The 15190-nt window shown below is 57.8% G+C and carries 15 protein-coding genes and 4 tRNA genes; 11 read left to right on the forward strand and 8 right to left on the reverse strand.

Annotation, left to right across the window (positions count from 1 at the left end; genetic code table 11):
- Positions 1–71 precede the first annotated feature (71 nt).
- Positions 72–302, reverse strand: coding sequence for a hypothetical protein (locus tag JYG34_RS22030; RefSeq protein ID WP_186594201.1), 231 nt, complete (start codon positions 300–302; stop codon positions 72–74).
- A gap of 737 nt (positions 303–1039) precedes the next feature.
- On the opposite strand from JYG34_RS22030, the gene JYG34_RS22035 reads away from it, so the two are divergent.
- From JYG34_RS22035 to JYG34_RS22045, 3 genes are all read left to right on the forward strand, one after another.
- Complete coding sequence (locus tag JYG34_RS22035) at positions 1040–1939, forward strand: hypothetical protein (protein ID WP_213658328.1); 900 nt, start codon at positions 1040–1042, stop codon at positions 1937–1939.
- Between the two features lie 227 nt (positions 1940–2166).
- Complete coding sequence (locus tag JYG34_RS22040; RefSeq protein ID WP_213658329.1) at positions 2167–3240, forward strand: IS630 family transposase; 1074 nt, start codon at positions 2167–2169, stop codon at positions 3238–3240.
- Between the two features lie 144 nt (positions 3241–3384).
- Entirely contained in the window at positions 3385–6075 is a 2691-nt protein-coding gene (locus JYG34_RS22045) for a type I restriction endonuclease (protein WP_213658330.1), read from the forward strand.
- A 293-nt stretch (positions 6076–6368) separates the two neighbouring features.
- Here JYG34_RS22045 and JYG34_RS22050 read toward each other — a convergent pair.
- Both JYG34_RS22050 and JYG34_RS22055 read right to left on the reverse strand, forming a co-directional pair.
- A tRNA-Thr gene (locus JYG34_RS22050) sits at positions 6369–6444 on the reverse strand.
- Between the two features lie 58 nt (positions 6445–6502).
- Positions 6503–6913 carry a pilin gene (locus tag JYG34_RS22055; RefSeq protein WP_213658331.1) on the reverse strand — a complete coding sequence of 137 codons (411 nt, stop codon included), beginning with the start codon at positions 6911–6913 and terminating at the stop codon, positions 6503–6505.
- Positions 6914–7140: 227 nt separating this feature from the next.
- On the opposite strand from JYG34_RS22055, the gene JYG34_RS22060 reads away from it, so the two are divergent.
- The 4 genes from JYG34_RS22060 to yacG are packed head-to-tail and all read left to right on the forward strand — an operon-like array spanning position 7141 to position 10038.
- Positions 7141–8349, forward strand: coding sequence for a type II secretion system F family protein (locus tag JYG34_RS22060; protein ID WP_213658332.1), 1209 nt, complete (start codon positions 7141–7143; stop codon positions 8347–8349).
- 2 nt (positions 8350–8351) lie between these two features.
- Entirely contained in the window at positions 8352–9218 is an 867-nt protein-coding gene (locus JYG34_RS22065) for a prepilin peptidase (protein ID WP_213658333.1), read from the forward strand.
- Entirely contained in the window at positions 9218–9841 is a 624-nt protein-coding gene (gene coaE / locus JYG34_RS22070) for a dephospho-CoA kinase (RefSeq protein WP_213658334.1), read from the forward strand. The genes JYG34_RS22065 and coaE overlap by 1 nt, the downstream gene beginning before the upstream one ends.
- The gene (gene yacG, locus JYG34_RS22075; RefSeq protein ID WP_213658335.1) at positions 9838–10038 is read left to right on the forward strand and encodes a DNA gyrase inhibitor YacG; all 201 of its coding nucleotides are present in this window, start codon (positions 9838–9840) and stop codon (positions 10036–10038) included. Before coaE ends, yacG begins: the two co-directional genes overlap by 4 nt.
- A 273-nt stretch (positions 10039–10311) precedes the next feature.
- Here the strand turns inward: yacG and JYG34_RS22080 are convergent, their stop codons facing one another.
- On the reverse strand, positions 10312–10989 hold the full coding sequence (locus tag JYG34_RS22080; RefSeq protein ID WP_213658336.1) for an energy-coupling factor ABC transporter permease: 678 nt from the start codon (positions 10987–10989) through the stop codon (positions 10312–10314).
- A 110-nt stretch (positions 10990–11099) separates the two neighbouring features.
- Here JYG34_RS22080 and JYG34_RS22085 point away from each other — a divergent pair, with 110 nt between their 5' ends.
- The 4 genes from JYG34_RS22085 to JYG34_RS22100 all read left to right on the forward strand — a co-directional run bounded on the left by JYG34_RS22085 (position 11100) and on the right by JYG34_RS22100 (position 13902).
- Positions 11100–11531: a hypothetical protein gene (locus JYG34_RS22085; RefSeq protein WP_213658337.1), complete on the forward strand. Its 432-nt coding sequence runs from the start codon at positions 11100–11102 to the stop codon at positions 11529–11531.
- A 55-nt stretch (positions 11532–11586) separates the two neighbouring features.
- Positions 11587–12216 (forward strand): DUF1780 domain-containing protein, encoded by a 630-nt coding sequence (locus JYG34_RS22090; protein WP_028689889.1) that lies wholly within the window; start codon positions 11587–11589, stop codon positions 12214–12216.
- Positions 12217–12348: 132 nt separating this feature from the next.
- A complete protein-coding gene (locus tag JYG34_RS22095) occupies positions 12349–12522 on the forward strand; it encodes a DUF3094 family protein (protein WP_110991747.1) in 174 nt (57 codons plus the stop codon).
- Positions 12523–12606: 84 nt separating this feature from the next.
- Complete coding sequence (locus tag JYG34_RS22100) at positions 12607–13902, forward strand: NAD(P)/FAD-dependent oxidoreductase (RefSeq protein WP_213658338.1); 1296 nt, start codon at positions 12607–12609, stop codon at positions 13900–13902.
- Between the two features lie 124 nt (positions 13903–14026).
- Here JYG34_RS22100 and JYG34_RS22105 read toward each other — a convergent pair whose 3' ends face one another.
- From JYG34_RS22105 to JYG34_RS22120, 4 genes are all read right to left on the reverse strand, one after another.
- Positions 14027–14563, reverse strand: coding sequence for a dihydrofolate reductase family protein (locus JYG34_RS22105; RefSeq protein ID WP_213658339.1), 537 nt, complete (start codon positions 14561–14563; stop codon positions 14027–14029).
- 101 nt (positions 14564–14664) lie between these two features.
- Positions 14665–14740: transfer RNA gene (locus tag JYG34_RS22110), tRNA-Lys, on the reverse strand.
- Between the two features lie 6 nt (positions 14741–14746).
- Positions 14747–14823, reverse strand: a tRNA-Pro gene (locus JYG34_RS22115).
- Between the two features lie 4 nt (positions 14824–14827).
- A tRNA-Asn gene (locus tag JYG34_RS22120) sits at positions 14828–14903 on the reverse strand.
- Between the last annotated feature and the right edge of the window lie 287 nt (positions 14904–15190).

Raw genomic sequence — 15190 nt, forward strand, 5'->3', positions numbered from 1 at the left:
CGGTGCAAGTGGCGCTCGATCAGGGCACGCCACGCAATAGGGCCGCAACGCGGCCCCGATGATGCGCGGCATCAGTCTCTAGAAACACACTCTTCTTTCATCGCCTCCAGCTTGCCGAACTGCTCGCTGGCCAACCGGCTGATGATCCGGATCGCCTGGTGGATGCCCGCTGTGTTGCGGAAGCTCAGTTGCGGGTTGTGTTCGCACTCCAGCACCTCGTCGTGCTGGACCAGCGCCTCGCCTAGCAGTTCGAGGGTCCAGACGTAGCTCTGGAGGGTAGACAGGCGTTCATGGTCAGGCATGGGGCACCTCCCGGTTGGCGCGGGTGGCGAGGGAGTGGCTGTCGATCGGGTAGAAGGTTGGGGATGGGGTGGCCGCGGGGGTTGGGCGGCGGAGAGCGGATGCGAGGATCCTCAGTATCTTGGTGGTCATGCATGAGTTCCTTTCGTTGTGGAACTGCCACCGCTCGCGGCCAAGCAAGTTTAGGTGGCAGCAGTACGCGGGTTGGCCGACCGGGACGAAAGGGGCCCGGCACACCCGAAGGTGTCCCGCGCACCACCGCCATGACGCGACATCGCGGGCACAAAAAAAGCGCCTGCGATGAAGACTGGGCGCTGTTGCGCCTTTCGATTCCGACCGGCCAAGGTCGCGTCGCCGATGCTTCGGCGACGGAGGGAATTTATTCCTTGGGGACTGCTAATGCAAGCTTAGGACGGTTGGGAAAAGGCAATGGAGGCTGCGAGAAATTGCCTACGTCGTAGAGAGTGAGCAGTTGACCTATCACGAGACAGGCCTACCTCACCACATGAAGCTGAATTGGAGAGAGGCAGACAGTGTGGAGACAGGAGTCGAATATAGCCATTTTTTACCAATTATTACTGGGCTTTACGGCATTAACTTCGAAAACGCATCCCTAAATGTATCCCTGAACCAAAACCTGCCTCGTCCATATACGACTTGCGCCCACATGCGCATGACTACGGTGGAGAAGTCTTATACTCTCCTGCCCCACTAGCCAACCATTCATGGAGATGTAAAGGTGCCGACCCTTGCCGATTTACGCGTGGCCCCACCGCGATCATGGGATGAGTTCGAGGAAATAGTCTGCTCTGCGGCAAAGAATCGTTGGGCTAATCCAGATTTCACTCGCCACGGTCGCCAGGGCCAACGTCAAGATGGTGTCGACATCTACGGCAACGATCACGAAGGTCGGCTCGTTGGGATCCAGTGCAAAAATACGTGGTCTGGGATCTCGCCAAAGATAATCAACGAAGAGGTCGAAAAGGCTGAGTCATTCCAACCTCGCTTAGCCTCTCTATTCATCGCAACCTCAGCAGAGTCCGATAAAGCAGTGCAGTATCAGGTGCGGACGATGTCCGAGTCTCGCAAAGCCACAGGAGGATTCGAGGTTGCTGTCCTATTTTGGAATGACGTTTGGTCTGACCTCACACGCGATGAGACGAGGCTGTTTCAACATTACCCTCAGCTCCGTCCAATCAGTTCTGGCGGCAGGACAGAACCAAGCCACGACCAGCGGTTGTTCCAAGAATTTCAGACAGTGCTCCCCTTTGAACCGACGGTACGGCTGCTTCGAGAGCAGGACTTCGGTGATGCCTTTATTGCCGGTGAAATAAAGCCTCTATATCGCTTTTATGAATCGTGGGACCAACCAGAAAAAGAATTTCTCGACCCTACCCTTCAAGCGGAGCTTGTAATCCTATATGAGGCGGCAAAAAGGATGTCCAATCACCTGGTAGGGAAAACAGTTCCCGTTCAAGGTGGAAGTTTTCTATCGGTCTACTCGGACAGAATGCGCGCATCAGGGCCACGCCCGGCATCGGTTCTTGAGGACGCACGAATCCTGAATGAAGAGGCCCGAATGTTCGTGCCTCTCTACGAAAACTTTTTGAGAGTTTGCAAGCGAAAGCTGGAGCGCTAGGGCTCCCTTAAACTCCCCTTGAACGCGAGCCTCGAGCAGTGACAGTTCGATCCATAGGTCGCTGCAATCGACAACGATCGACCAATAGCCGCTGGGGCCCCTACCGTTCCTCCCAGGATACGAGGTCGGAATCCCGCCCCACTAAGCTAGTGTGGTGTTTCAGAAGTACCACTGAAAATTTGGACTAGGCTCTGTAGAAACCAACTCTTCAAGAGATGTGTATCGACATGAGCCGACCAGCAACTGTCATTACCCTTTCTGAAACTGAACATGCGGAGCTACTGCGTCGGGTCAAGCTCCGCAAAGGTGCTCAGGATGCATGCCTACGCGCTGAGATAATCCTTGCCTGTGCCACCGGCGAATCAGGTAACGACATCGCCAAGCGCTTGGGTACCAGCAAGGACGTGGTGTCACGCTGGCGCCAGCGTTTCTCTAAGTTGGGGTTGCTGGGTTTGAACGATGAACCACGCTCTGGCCGGCCGCGCACCATTTCCGATGAGCAAGTTCAGCAAGTGGTAAACCAAGTGCTGCAAGGCAAGCCCGACGATTCCAGTCACTGGAGCACGCGAAGGATGAGTCGTGAGACGGGCTTATCTCCTGCCAGCGTGATGCGTATTTGGCACGCGTTCGGGATCAAGCCGCACTTGGAAAAGACCTTCAAGCTTTCTACCGATCCATTGTTTGTCGACAAGGTGCACGACATCGTTGGGCTCTACTTGAACCCACCTGAACGAGCCTTGGTGCTTTGCGTTGATGAGAAGAGCCAGATCCAAGCGTTGAACCGCACACAGCCGGGCTTACCGCTTTCCCCTGGCAACCCTGCAACCCGCACACATGACTACAAGCGGCATGGAACGACCTCGCTATTTGCTGCCCTGGATATCGCTACCGGCGAGGTAATCGGTCGGCTCAAACGCCAACACCGCAGCACGGAGTTTCTCGCTTTTCTGAGAGAGATCGATGTGTCAGTGCCTGCCGATATGCCAATTCATCTGATCATGGATAACTACGCAACACACAAGACCGACAAAGTCAGAGCCTGGCTTGCAGCGCACCCGCGCTACAACATCCACTTCACGCCCACTTCGGCCTCTTGGCTGAATTTGGTCGAGCGCTTTTTCTCAACATTGAGCGAGAAATGGATCAAGCGACAGGCACATGTAAGCGTCAAAGATCTGGAGGCTTCGATTGAGCACTACCTGGAAACGTACAACCAGAATCCGAAGCCATTCCGGTGGCACAAAAAGGCAGAGGACATCCTCGCCTCAGTCGCTCGTGCAGCACGAGCGCTGGGGTCATGATTTTTCGGCGGTACTTCTGAAACACCACACTAGGATGGCGTACTCTATGGGTCATCATAGCCTAATACAGAACCTAAGCAGCAGACCTCGCCCTACTCATAACAGTTGACTATTGAATTTTGCTCAAGGCTAAAGGACTACAGAATGGCGAAAAATTTTGAAATACCGCCGAAGGACGCGATCACCACAGAAAGTGACGTAGAGCAAAAAATCATCTACCCGCTGCTCGTGTCTTCCGGCGAAGTTGGCCTTTTATTTGAACCCGCCGAAATAATAACCAAAGGTGATATTAGAAAACTTTCTATCGACAAGCTTACAAAAAAGAAAATTTATTACCCCGACTACATGGTTGTTATTGGCGGATTCCCCCTGCTAGTAATTGAAGCAAAAAAGCCTGATGACCTTGATATTGAAGAAGCATTTCGAGAGGCTCGCCTGTACGCCAATGAACTCAATGCTTATTATCCGACTGGGATAAACCCTGTAAGGAAAGTAGTTGCAACGAACGGCATAACACTACTAGCCGGCACCAGCGACAACATCAACCCCAAATTAGTTATAAACATCACAGAGCTGTCAGTCTCATCTCAAAAATATCATGATCTGTTCAAGGATTTTTCTAGGAAATCACTGGAAGTCTTAGTAGAAAAATTTAACCAAGAGCTATCACCAGGGTACCTTTCAAAACCACGAAGACTAGTTGGTGGAAGAGCAGTCCAAGATGAGGAAATAGGACATAACTCTTTCGGTGCAAACATCGCTTCTGACTTGGGGTACATTTTCAACCCCGCAACAATTGAAGACAGAAAATTTATTGCAAAAAACGGTTATATACCTTCAAAAAGGCGCGAACGGTTCATTGAGCCTATTGACCGTTTGATAAGGGCCGCAAAACCTCCAAGCGAAATCAACGCCACAACAATCGAAGATACCTCAGCACCGAGAGAACTAGTTGCCGTGCTTAACAAGCAGAGCAAGCTCCTTGAAAGAAAGATGATTCTTCTTGTCGGCAGTGTTGGGTCTGGCAAGACCACCTTCATCGACTACCTCAAAGAGGTCGCTTTACCGAGAGACGTGCTAGACAGGACCCTATGGATTCGGATCAATATGAACGAATCGCCTGTGTCACCTGACGAAATTTATGATTGGCTCCGCCGTGAGATTATAGAAGGGTGCAAAACAAACACTCCTCAATATGATTTCGACTCGTTAGAAGGGATTAAGAAAGTATACTCTGTCGAGCTAAACAGATTTGACAAAATTTACAAGCCACTATACGAAGGCACGATTGAATACAACATAAATCTTGGCAAGAAAATTGAAGAACTGGAATCAGACTTACATATTTCCGCACTAGCCTACACACGATTCTGCACTACAGAGAGAGGAAAGCTTTTAATTATCGTTCTTGACAACTGCGATAAGCGCACGTTGGATGAGCAACTATTAATGTTCCAGGCAGCTCAATGGTTACAAAAAGAATTTCGCTCTCTAGCGATACTGCCTCTCAGAGAGGAAACATACGACAACCATCGTGACCACCCTCCACTAGACACGGCTCTCAAAGATCTAGTATTTCGGATTGAGCCTCCATTATTTCAAAACGTTCTAGCAAAAAGAGTCCAACTTGCCTTAAGAGCCCTGGATGGCAATGGTGGACAAAACATGTTGACCTATGAACTTCCCAACGGCTACACAGTAGAATATAGCAAAAATGACACATCATACTACTTGACCTGCATTTTGAAATCGATTTTCGAAAATGACAAGTACGTGCGACGTATTATTGTCGGACTTTCAGCTCGAAACATCAGAAGGGCTTTGGAAATATTTCTCGAATTCTGTACCAGCGGACACATCGCAGAGGATGAAATATTTAAAATACGACAAAGCCAAGGAATGCACACCCTACCCCTCCATATAGTATCAAGAGTCCTACTCAGGATGAATAGAAGATATTATGATGGCGACCACTCGCACATTAAAAATTTATTTACAACTTTATCATTTGGAAAAAAGGGCAACTATTTTTCTCGCCTAATGATTTTGAGGTGGTTAAAACAGAAATTTCATAACATTGGACCGTCAGGCGTACAAGGTTATTTCCCAGTGACCGAGTTGAAAGCAGAGCTAATTCCATTGGGCGTAGAGTCCGACGTGATCGTGAGGGATCTCGAGTTTTTGCTCGCCGGTCACTGTGTACTTTCTGAGGACTTCACTATCTCGGATATCTCAGACGATAACTTAATCAAGCTTGCGCCAGCTGGTTTTGTTCATTTGGACCTGCTCACCAATGTAAGTTATCTAGCCGCGCTTGCAGAAGACACTTTATATACTGATGAAAAAACGGCTAGGGCCATTGCCGACCGGATAAAGTCACTAGATGAGCAGTACAATCAACGGACAGCCTATCAGAACGCAATGGATTTTTACAACTACATAAAAAAACAATACGAAGCTTTAATTGCGAGCACCTCAAGCTATTTAGAGGACAGTAATCTTGCCAAGCTAGCATCCGTCTCCGAGATGGAGCCTAGCCTACAAATGTTTAAAAAAAATGCTTTACCGCCCATTTGGCAAGAAGCGGAATCACAATACATTCCAGGCAAGCAATACGTATGCGAAGTAGTTAGATATGCACAACATGGCCTAATAGTAAAAATGCATTTAGGCATGACGGTCTATGTTCATCCAAACCAGCTACCTAAAGACTACAAAGAAAGGCGTTATGTGCGCGGGGATAAAATCGAGTTCATAATAAACTCTATTGACGTATTCAATCAAAAAGTACGACTTGATTTCGCCACTCCGGCGCCAGAGAAGAGTGATCAGTAGACTTTTCAGCTACCACCTGGAAATGAGCATAATCTACCAGGTGAAAATATTTTCCAATATCAAAAATTGGAGACCGATTTATTTTCTCATGTGCCGACGGTACTGCGGAAACTTGGGGGAAAAAGGGGACGGATTTATTTTCTCGTTCTGCAATACATAGGTAAGCGATCGTACGGGTCGATCAGATGCACATGGGCGAGGAGGCACCCCTTGGGGCGACTCGATTGTCCTGAGCCTCCTCCCTTTTTCGAGACAAAAAAAAGGCCTGCATCGCTGCAAGCCTTCTTGATTTCTGGTGCCGGAGACAGGAATCGAACCTGCGACCTTCGCGTTACGAGTGCGCTGCTCTACCGACTGAGCTACACCGGCGTGTTGCGCAACGTACCACTGCCGTGCTCGTTACGCAAACCCCTGTTTCACCTCACTTTCACTGTGCCTTGCAGCCATTCGGCGCGAGGTCTTCCTCCACTGTGGTCACGCAGCTCCACCCGGCCTGGGTGCGGGCCAGGGTCACGGTCTTGCCCAGCACATTGGCCGGTGCGTCGGCCAGGGTGCAGGCGATGCTGGCGGTGCCGTCGGCCGCCGTGCCGCTGGCGGTGATCGCGCAATGGGCGGTGGCGGGCTGGCCGCCGAGGCTGGCGACGTCGGGCACGTCCTTGCCTTCGTTCAGGCGGATGTCCATCGGCGTTTTCAGCGCGGAGATTTCCAGCAGCGCCGCCGCGGCTTTGGCGCGGGCCTGGTGGTTGGTGTACATGGGGATGGCGATGGTCGCCAGGATGCCGATGATCGCGACGACGATCATCAGTTCGATCAGGGTGATACCTCGTTGCCCTTTCATGAACGGTCTTCCTTCGTAATACATGGAGGCGCGGTCGGCGCATTTCATCTTGGGTTGCGCCCCGGCCGGCAGGCGCGCAGTAGGCCTGAACCGACACCTTTTGTCACCCCTGCACGGCAGGGCGTCATCTTCGCTGAACTACTCTAGTGAGCGTCATGGAAACGCGCCCGCCCTCGGGCCCGGCAAGCTGTTACGGGGCTTGTCGCCGCACTGCAAAGGACCTTCGCATGCCACCGTCTACCCGCCTCTACGCCTGGGAGGGCATCGATGCCTCCGGCGCTCGTCAACACGGCCAGCAGCCGGGGCGCAGCCCGGCCTTTGTGCAGGCTTGGCTGCAACGCCAGGGCATTCGGGCCACGCGGGTGAGGTTGGCGGGTGGGTTGCAGTGGCGGTGGCCGCAGCGGGCGGGCAACGCGGATGCGCCGGGGTTCAGTCGGCAGCTGGCGACCTTGCTGACGGCGGGGGTGCCGTTGTTGCAGGCGTTCGAGGTGATGGCGCGCAGCACGGTGGACAGCGGCATGGCGGCGTTGCTGGCGCGGTTGAAACAGGATGTGGCGGCGGGGCTTGGGTTGGCGGAGGCGTTGCAGCGGCATCCGGCGTGGTTCGATGCGCTGTACTGCAACCTGGTGCGGGTGGGCGAGCAGTCGGGCACGCTGGACCGGCAGTTGGAGCAGATGGCGGGGATGCTGGAGAAGCGCCAGGCGCTGCGGCAGAAGGTGCGCAAGGCGATGCTGTATCCGGCGCTGTTGCTGCTGACCGGGCTCGGGGTGGCGGCGTTGTTGCTGCTGGAGGTGGTGCCGCGGTTTCAGGGGCTGTTTGCCAGTTTCGACAAGGCGCTGCCGGCGTTCACCCAGTGGGTGATCGATTTATCCACAGGGCTGGGCAATCACGTGGGGTGGCTGGTGCTGTTGATAACTGTGTTGGGGGTTGGCGTGCGGGAGGTATATCGGCGGCATCTGCCGGCGCGGCTGTGGATGGTGCGCTGGGGGCTGCGGGTGCCGGTGGTCGGCACCTTGCTCGGGCAGGCGGCGTTGGCGCGGTTTGCGCGCAGCCTGGCGACTTCTTATACCGCAGGCGTGGCGTTGCTGGATGCGTTGGCAACGGTGGCGCCGGTCAGTGGCAACTGCCTGCATGAGCGGGCGATCCTGGCGTTGCGCCAGGGCGTGGCCAATGGGGCCAGCCTGCAACAGGCGATGGAGGCGGACGGGCTGTTCCCGCCGCTGCTGCGCCAGCTGGTGGCGGTCGGCGAGGCCAGCGGCACCCTCGACACCATGCTGGACAAGGCCGCGCTACATTACGAAGAGCAGGTGAGCCAGGCGCTGGAGCAGTTGACCACGCTGCTGGAGCCGGCCATCGTGCTGATCCTCGGGCTGCTGGTGGGGGGCCTTGTCGTGGCGATGTACTTGCCGATCTTCCAATTGGGTAGCCTGATCTGAACATGAATGCCTGGGCCGTAATCGTCGATCATCCGCCGTTCTTCTATGCCCTGGCCGCGGTGCTGGGGTTGCTGGTGGGCAGTTTTCTCAATGTGCTGGCGTATCGGCTGCCGGTGATGCTCGAGCGCCAGTGGCAGCGGGAGGCACAGGAGGTGCTGGGGCTGCCGCAGGCCGAGCACGAGCGCTTCGACCTGTGTTTGCCGGCGTCGCGTTGCCCCCACTGCCAGCGCCAGATCCGGGCGTGGGAAAACATTCCGGTGCTGAGTTACCTGGCCTTGCGCGGGCGTTGCTCGGGGTGCAAGGCGCGGATCAGTGCGCGTTATCCACTGGTGGAACTGGCTACTGCCCTGCTGTCGCTGCTGGTGGCGTGGCATTTCGGGCCGGGCGTGGAAGCGCTGGCGGTGATGCTGCTGACCTGGGGGCTGATCGGCTTGAGCCTGATCGATGCCGAGCACCAGTTGCTGCCAGATGTGCTGGTGCTGCCGCTGTTGTGGTTGGGGCTGGTGGTCAATGCCTTCGGGCTGCTGGTACCGCTGGCCGACGCGGTGTGGGGCGCGGTGGCGGGTTACCTGAGCCTGTGGACGGTGTACTGGGTGTTCAAGCTGGTGACCGGCAAGGAGGGCATGGGCTTTGGCGACTTCAAGCTGCTGGCCATGCTCGGCGCCTGGGGCGGTTGGCAGATTTTGCCGCTGACCTTGATGCTGGCCTCGCTGGTGGGGGCGCTGATCGGGCTGGCGCTGGTGCGTTTGAAGCGCACGCAGATGGGCGCTGCGCTGCCTTTCGGGCCTTATCTGGCCATTGCGGGGTGGATCGCATTGCTCTGGGGTGATGAAATAGTCGCTTCTTACCTGCAACTGCTTGGAACCTGATGAGCACAGCGCCTTTCACCCCCTGGATTCTCGGCCTGACCGGCGGCATCGGCAGCGGCAAGAGCGCCGCCGCCGAGCGTTTCGTCGAGCTGGGCGTGCACCTGGTCGATGCCGACCAGGCCGCGCGCTGGGTTGTCGAGCCTGGGCGCCCTGCCCTGGCCCGTATCGTCGAGCGCTTCGGCCCGGGCGTATTGCTCGAAGACGGCCAGCTCGACCGTGGCGCCCTGCGCCAGCAGATCTTCGCGGATCCTGCGCAACGGCAATGGCTGGAGCAGCTGCTGCACCCGCTGATCGGCCAGGAAATCTTCAGCTACCTGGCCAAGGGCGAGACGCCCTATGCGGTGTATGTGTCGCCGCTGTTGATCGAGTCGGGGCAGTTCAGCAAGACCCAGCGCATATTGGTGATCGATGCGCCGACCGAGTTGCAGGTGCAGCGCACCCTGCAGCGGGACAACACCAATCCTGAGCAGGTGCAGGCGATTCTCAAGGCCCAGCTGGCCCGGGAAGAGCGCCTGCGCCATGCCGATGACGTGGTGGTCAACGATCGTGACCTGCAATCGCTGCACGACGAGATCGACCGCCTGCACCACTTTTACCTGACTTTGCGAGGAGGCCAGCCATGAGCCAGCCGATGACCGTTGATTGCCCGACCTGTGGGGCACCCGTGGAATGGGGGGAGAAGAGCCCGTTCCGGCCGTTCTGTTCGGACCGCTGCAAGCTGATCGACCTGGGGGCCTGGGCGGCCGAGGAGCATAAGATCGCGGGGGCGGAAGAGTCGGAGGATGAGCTGTATTCCGGGGATCTGGAGCTGCGGCATTGAGGCTGTCAGCACCACCGCTGAGGCCATTAGGAGCGGCTTCAGCCGCGATGCAGGCGCCTCGGTGTTTGGCACCCGCCATGCGGGTGATCGCGGCTGAAGCCGCTCCTACAAGATAAGAAGTTGTGCCAGCACCACCGTTATCGCCCCGGGAACAGAGGCAAATTGTAGGAGCGGCTTCAGCCGCGATGCAGGCACCTCGGTGTTTGGCACCCGCCTGGCGGGTGATCGCGGCTGAAGCCGCTCCTACAGAGGAGGTTGTGCCAGGTCAATGGGTTATTCGTCCTTCCAGGGCGCTTGCAGGTAACGGCTGCGGTTGAAGGTCTCCAACCACTCGGGGCAGAACACCACCAACGCACTGATCACCGTGCCGTTGATGAACGCCTCGGGGAACATCATCAGCCACAGGTAACCGACAAAGTCGCTGAGCCACTCGGGCATGGCGAACCGCTCGTCCATCCACAACACCCCCAGCCCAGCCGCCAGGCACACCAGCACGGTCAGTGCGGCGGGGAAGAACCCGGAACAGAAGATATACACAAACAGGTTACGCGGCTGTGCGCGCTCGACCAGGATCGCGCACACCTCGGTGACCAGCACCGGCAGGCCTACGATCAGCAGGCCGTTTACACCTATCGCGGCGAGGTCCTGGCGGCCCAGCAGCAACAGGCCGAGCTGAGCCAGGAAGCCGCCGAGCACCGCCAGCGGCCAATCCAGCAGCAGGGTCACGGCAGTCATGCCGATGAAGTGATACGACACACCAGTGTCGAAGTCGCGCCGCACCAGCCACAGCACGAACAGGCAGAACACCGTGCCGAACAAAAGGTGCTGGCGGCGGGTGTCGGTGAACAGCTCCACCCAACGGGTACGACTGGCAGCCCAGATCAGCAGGGGCACGTAACCAAGCCAGCCAAGGGTGAGGCTGGTGCTGGACAAGACCTGTGCGCTGATCACGTAAGCAATATCCCTGTTGATCCTGTGGGCAAGCCTGAGTCTACACCCATTCTCCCTTTCGTCCGGTTGCTATAGGCTGGCACCTCCTTTCGCTGCAGGACGCATCACCAATGACCGAAGGAATCAACCTGCCCTTGCTGCTCGGCGCGCTGTTCAGCGCCATCGCGGGGGTACTGCACCTGATGGTCATCGCCGTGGGGCCACGCTGGTATCGCCTGTTCGGCGCGGGCGAGCGCATGGCCCGCGCCGCCGAACAAGGGCGGGCCTACCCGGCCCTCATCACCGCGGCAATCGCGGCGGTGCTGCTGGTGTGGTCGGCTTACGCGCTGTCGGCGGCCGGCCTAATCACCCCACTGCCGTTGCTGCTGCCGATCATCTGCCTGATCACCCTGGTGTACCTGGCCCGTGGCCTGCTGGGGCCACTGTTGCTGGCCGCTACCGGGCGCAGCCGGCGTTTCATCGCGGTCAGTTCGGCGATCTGCGTGGGCGGCGGGTTGCTGCACTTGTTCGGGGTTGTCCAGCAGTGGCTGGTGCTGGGCTGATTCCCACGCACAAACAGCATCTTACCGTCATCAATTAGCGACTAAGCTTGTCCCCATGGATGACTCAGACTACCTGCGCCTGCTTACCATCCAGGCCGAACAAGCCAATGCGTTCCTGTCCAATGCTCGCAAATGGGAACGCGAGCGTTGGGTCTGCCAGCGCCTGCTGCAAGGGCTGAACATTCCCTACCGCAGCGAGGACTTCACCCCGGCCGGGCAGGAGCCGCCGGACGTGCTGTTCCGCGACGCGGCGTTCGAGGTGTTCTTCGTGCTCGACGAGGGCCGACGGCTCAACGACGAGTGGCGCGAGGAGCTGCAACGGCGGCGCAGCGCGTTTTCCCTGGCCCAGCTGGTGCGCCGCGAGCAGCGGCCACGGCGGATAAGCGCCCAGGAACTGCTGGCGCGCCTGGCGCCCACGCTGCGCAAGAAATCGCACAACTACCGCGAACGCGGGCTCGACCTGGGCGAGCTGGACATCATCGCCTTCGCCAGCCTCAAGCGCGAAGTGCTCGACCTCAACAGCCATTTCCCACCGCCCACCGAATACCTGCGCCAGGGTTGGCGCTCGCTGTCGCTGGTGGGGCCGACCTTCGCCCGGGTGCTGTTCGCCCACCCGGACGCGCCGGATTTCCTGCGCGGCAACCTGGGGCGCAGCATCGTGTTCGACGTCGGGATCAGTCTTTGATCCAGTGCCGGGTGTGTTTGCGATCACGTACACTCGGCGCCAGGGATAGAAAGCATTATCATTCGACCTATGCGTTTGCGTGAGCGCTGTAGCGTTTGCGCATCCACCAACGTCTATCTGACGAGGCCCACCATGACCAGCCGCCTGAATCCTGAAGATCAGCGTCGCGTCGATGAGTACTTGAGTGCCCCCCAGCATCGTGTCGAGCGCAGGCCTTTCCGGCCGTTGCTGCTCCTGTTGCTGGTGGTGGCCGTGACCATCGGTCTGGGCCTGTTGAGCCGCCTGCTGAGTGGACTGGTGCTATGAGCTGCCTTGCGCTCGCCCTCCCCTCCTGCCGGACGCGGCCGGGCCTTGTGCCCACGAATTCCGTAAAACTTGTGAGATATCCCCATGACTCATCGCATCGTGATTGTCGGCGGCGGCGCCGGCGGCCTGGAACTGGCGACCCGCCTGGGTAAAAGCCTGGGCAAGCGCAAACAGGCCGAGATCACCCTGGTTGATGCCAACCTGACGCACATCTGGAAGCCACTGCTGCACGAAGTGGCGGCCGGCTCGCTGAACTCCTCGGAAGACGAACTGAACTACGTGGCCCAGGCCAAGTGGAACCACTTCAACTTCCAGATGGGGCGCATGAGCGGCCTGGATCGTGAAAACAAGCGGATCCAGCTGGCCGCGACCCTTGACGACGAGGGCCGTGAGCTGCTGCCTGCGCGCACCATCGGCTACGACAGCCTGGTAATCGCCGTGGGCAGCAACACCAACGACTTCGGCACCCTGGGCGCTGCGCAGCACTGCCTGTTCCTCGACAGCCGTAAGCAGGCCGAGCGCTTCCACCAGCAACTGCTCAACCACTACCTGCGCGCCCACGCGGGCGATGTAGCCAGCGAGAAGATCAGCGTGGCCATCGTCGGTGCCGGCGCCACGGGTGTCGAGCTGGCGGCCGAGCTGCACAACGCCGCCCACGAGCTGGCGGCCTACGGCCTGGACAAGATCCAGCCGAAAGACATGCACATCACCCTCATCGAGGCCGGCCCGCGGGTGCTGCCGGCGCTGCCGGAGCGCATCAGTGTGCCGGTACACAAGACCCTGGAAAAACTCGGCGTGACGGTGATGACCAACGCCGCGGTCAGCGAAGTGACCGAGGATGGCCTGAAGACGGCGGCCGGCGAAGTGATCCAGGCCAGCCTGAAGGTGTGGGCGGCGGGCATTCGCGCGCCGGGCTTCCTCAAGGATATCGACGGCCTGGAGACCAACCGCATCAACCAGCTGGTGGTGCGCCCGACCCTGCAGACTACCCGCGACGACAATATCTTCGCCTTCGGCGACTGCGCCGCCTGCCCGCAGCCGGGCAGCGACCGCAACGTGCCGCCACGGGCCCAGGCCGCGCACCAGCAGGCTTCGCTGCTGGCCAAGAGCCTGAAGGCGCGCCTGGAGAACAAGGCGCTGCCAACCTACGAGTACAAGGACTACGGCTCGCTGGTGTCGCTGTCGCGGTTCTCGGCGGTGGGCAACCTGATGGGTAACTTGATGGGCAGCGTGAAGCTGGAAGGCTGGCTGGCGCGGATGTTCTATGTGTCGCTGTACCGGATGCACCAGATGGCGCTGTATGGGTTCTTCCGTACGGCGATGATGATGCTGGGCAGCAAGATTGGCCGTGGCACCGAGCCGCGTCTGAAACTGCACTGAGGCTTCAAGATCCTGGGGCTGCTGCGCAGCCCTTTCGCGGCGCAAGGCCGCTCCTACAGACGACCGCGTTCCCCTGTAGGAGCGGCCTTGTGCCGCGAAAGGGCCGCACAGCGGCCCCAGCGATTCAACGGACCACGCGATACGTGCTCTGCACGAACCCACTCTCGTAGCTGGTCGTCCTCATGTGCTGCAACAGCACATCCTTCGCCAACCCGCCGAACAACGGAATCCCCTGCCCCAGCAGCACGGGAATGCGGGTAATGGTCAGTTCATCCACCAACCCCTCGCGCAAGAACCCCTGGATCAGCTTGCCGCCATCCAGGTACAGGCTCTTTGCGCCCGTGGTTTCCAGGTGCTCGAGCAAGGCCGGGATCGGCCCGGGATGCAGCTCGACCCGCTCGGGTGAGTGTTGAGGCAACGCTGGCAGGGTACTGCTGACCACCACGACACGCACATCGGGATAAGGCCACTGGCCGAAGGTCATGACCTTGTCGAAGGTCCCCCGGCCCATCACCAGCGTATCGACCCCCGCCATGAACCCCGCATAGCCATGGTCGTCGGTGGACTGGGTCGCCCCCATCAACCAATCGAGGGCGCCATCTTCACGGGCGATGTAGCCATCCAGGCTGGTGGCGATGAAAACACGAGCTTTGAGGGACATGCGCGGCGCTCCTGCGGGCAGAAGCCACAGGGTAGCAAGGGTGGGGGCATAAATCGCGGGCAAAAGAAAAAGGGCATCTCATTCGAGATGCCCTTTTTACATGGTGGGTCGTGTAGGATTCGAACCTACGACCAATTGGTTAAAAGCCAACTGCTCTACCAACTGAGCTAACGACCCGGAAAATGGTCGGGGTGAGGGGATTCGAACTCCTGACATCCTGCTCCCAAAGCAGGCGCGCTACCGGACTGCGCTACACCCCGAGATTGGCTCCGCGACCTGGACTCGAACCAGGGACCCAATGATTAACAGTCATTTGCTCTACCGACTGAGCTATCGCGGAACTGAACTTCGGTACATCTTTACTGCTTCGAAGCCTGTGTTAGCTTCGAACTCTTTAGCTGCTTCGCTTTCGCGTTGTCGCTGCTGAGGCCGGCTATTCTACATTCTTCGTTTTGCTTGTCAACCACTTTTTTTCGTTCAACTTACTGATTTGTAAGTTGTTTTGCGATCTCCGATGTTGCTGGTGATTCGCTCAGTGCCTGACAGCGGGGCGAATATTAGGGGCACTCTGAATTTTGTGCAAGCATTTTTTTCAAAATTTTCAGCAAGTTATCTGGAAAGCCCGAA

The organism is Pseudomonas entomophila (assembly GCF_018417595.1).
Classification (GTDB): Bacteria; Pseudomonadota; Gammaproteobacteria; order Pseudomonadales; family Pseudomonadaceae; genus Aquipseudomonas; species Aquipseudomonas entomophila_C.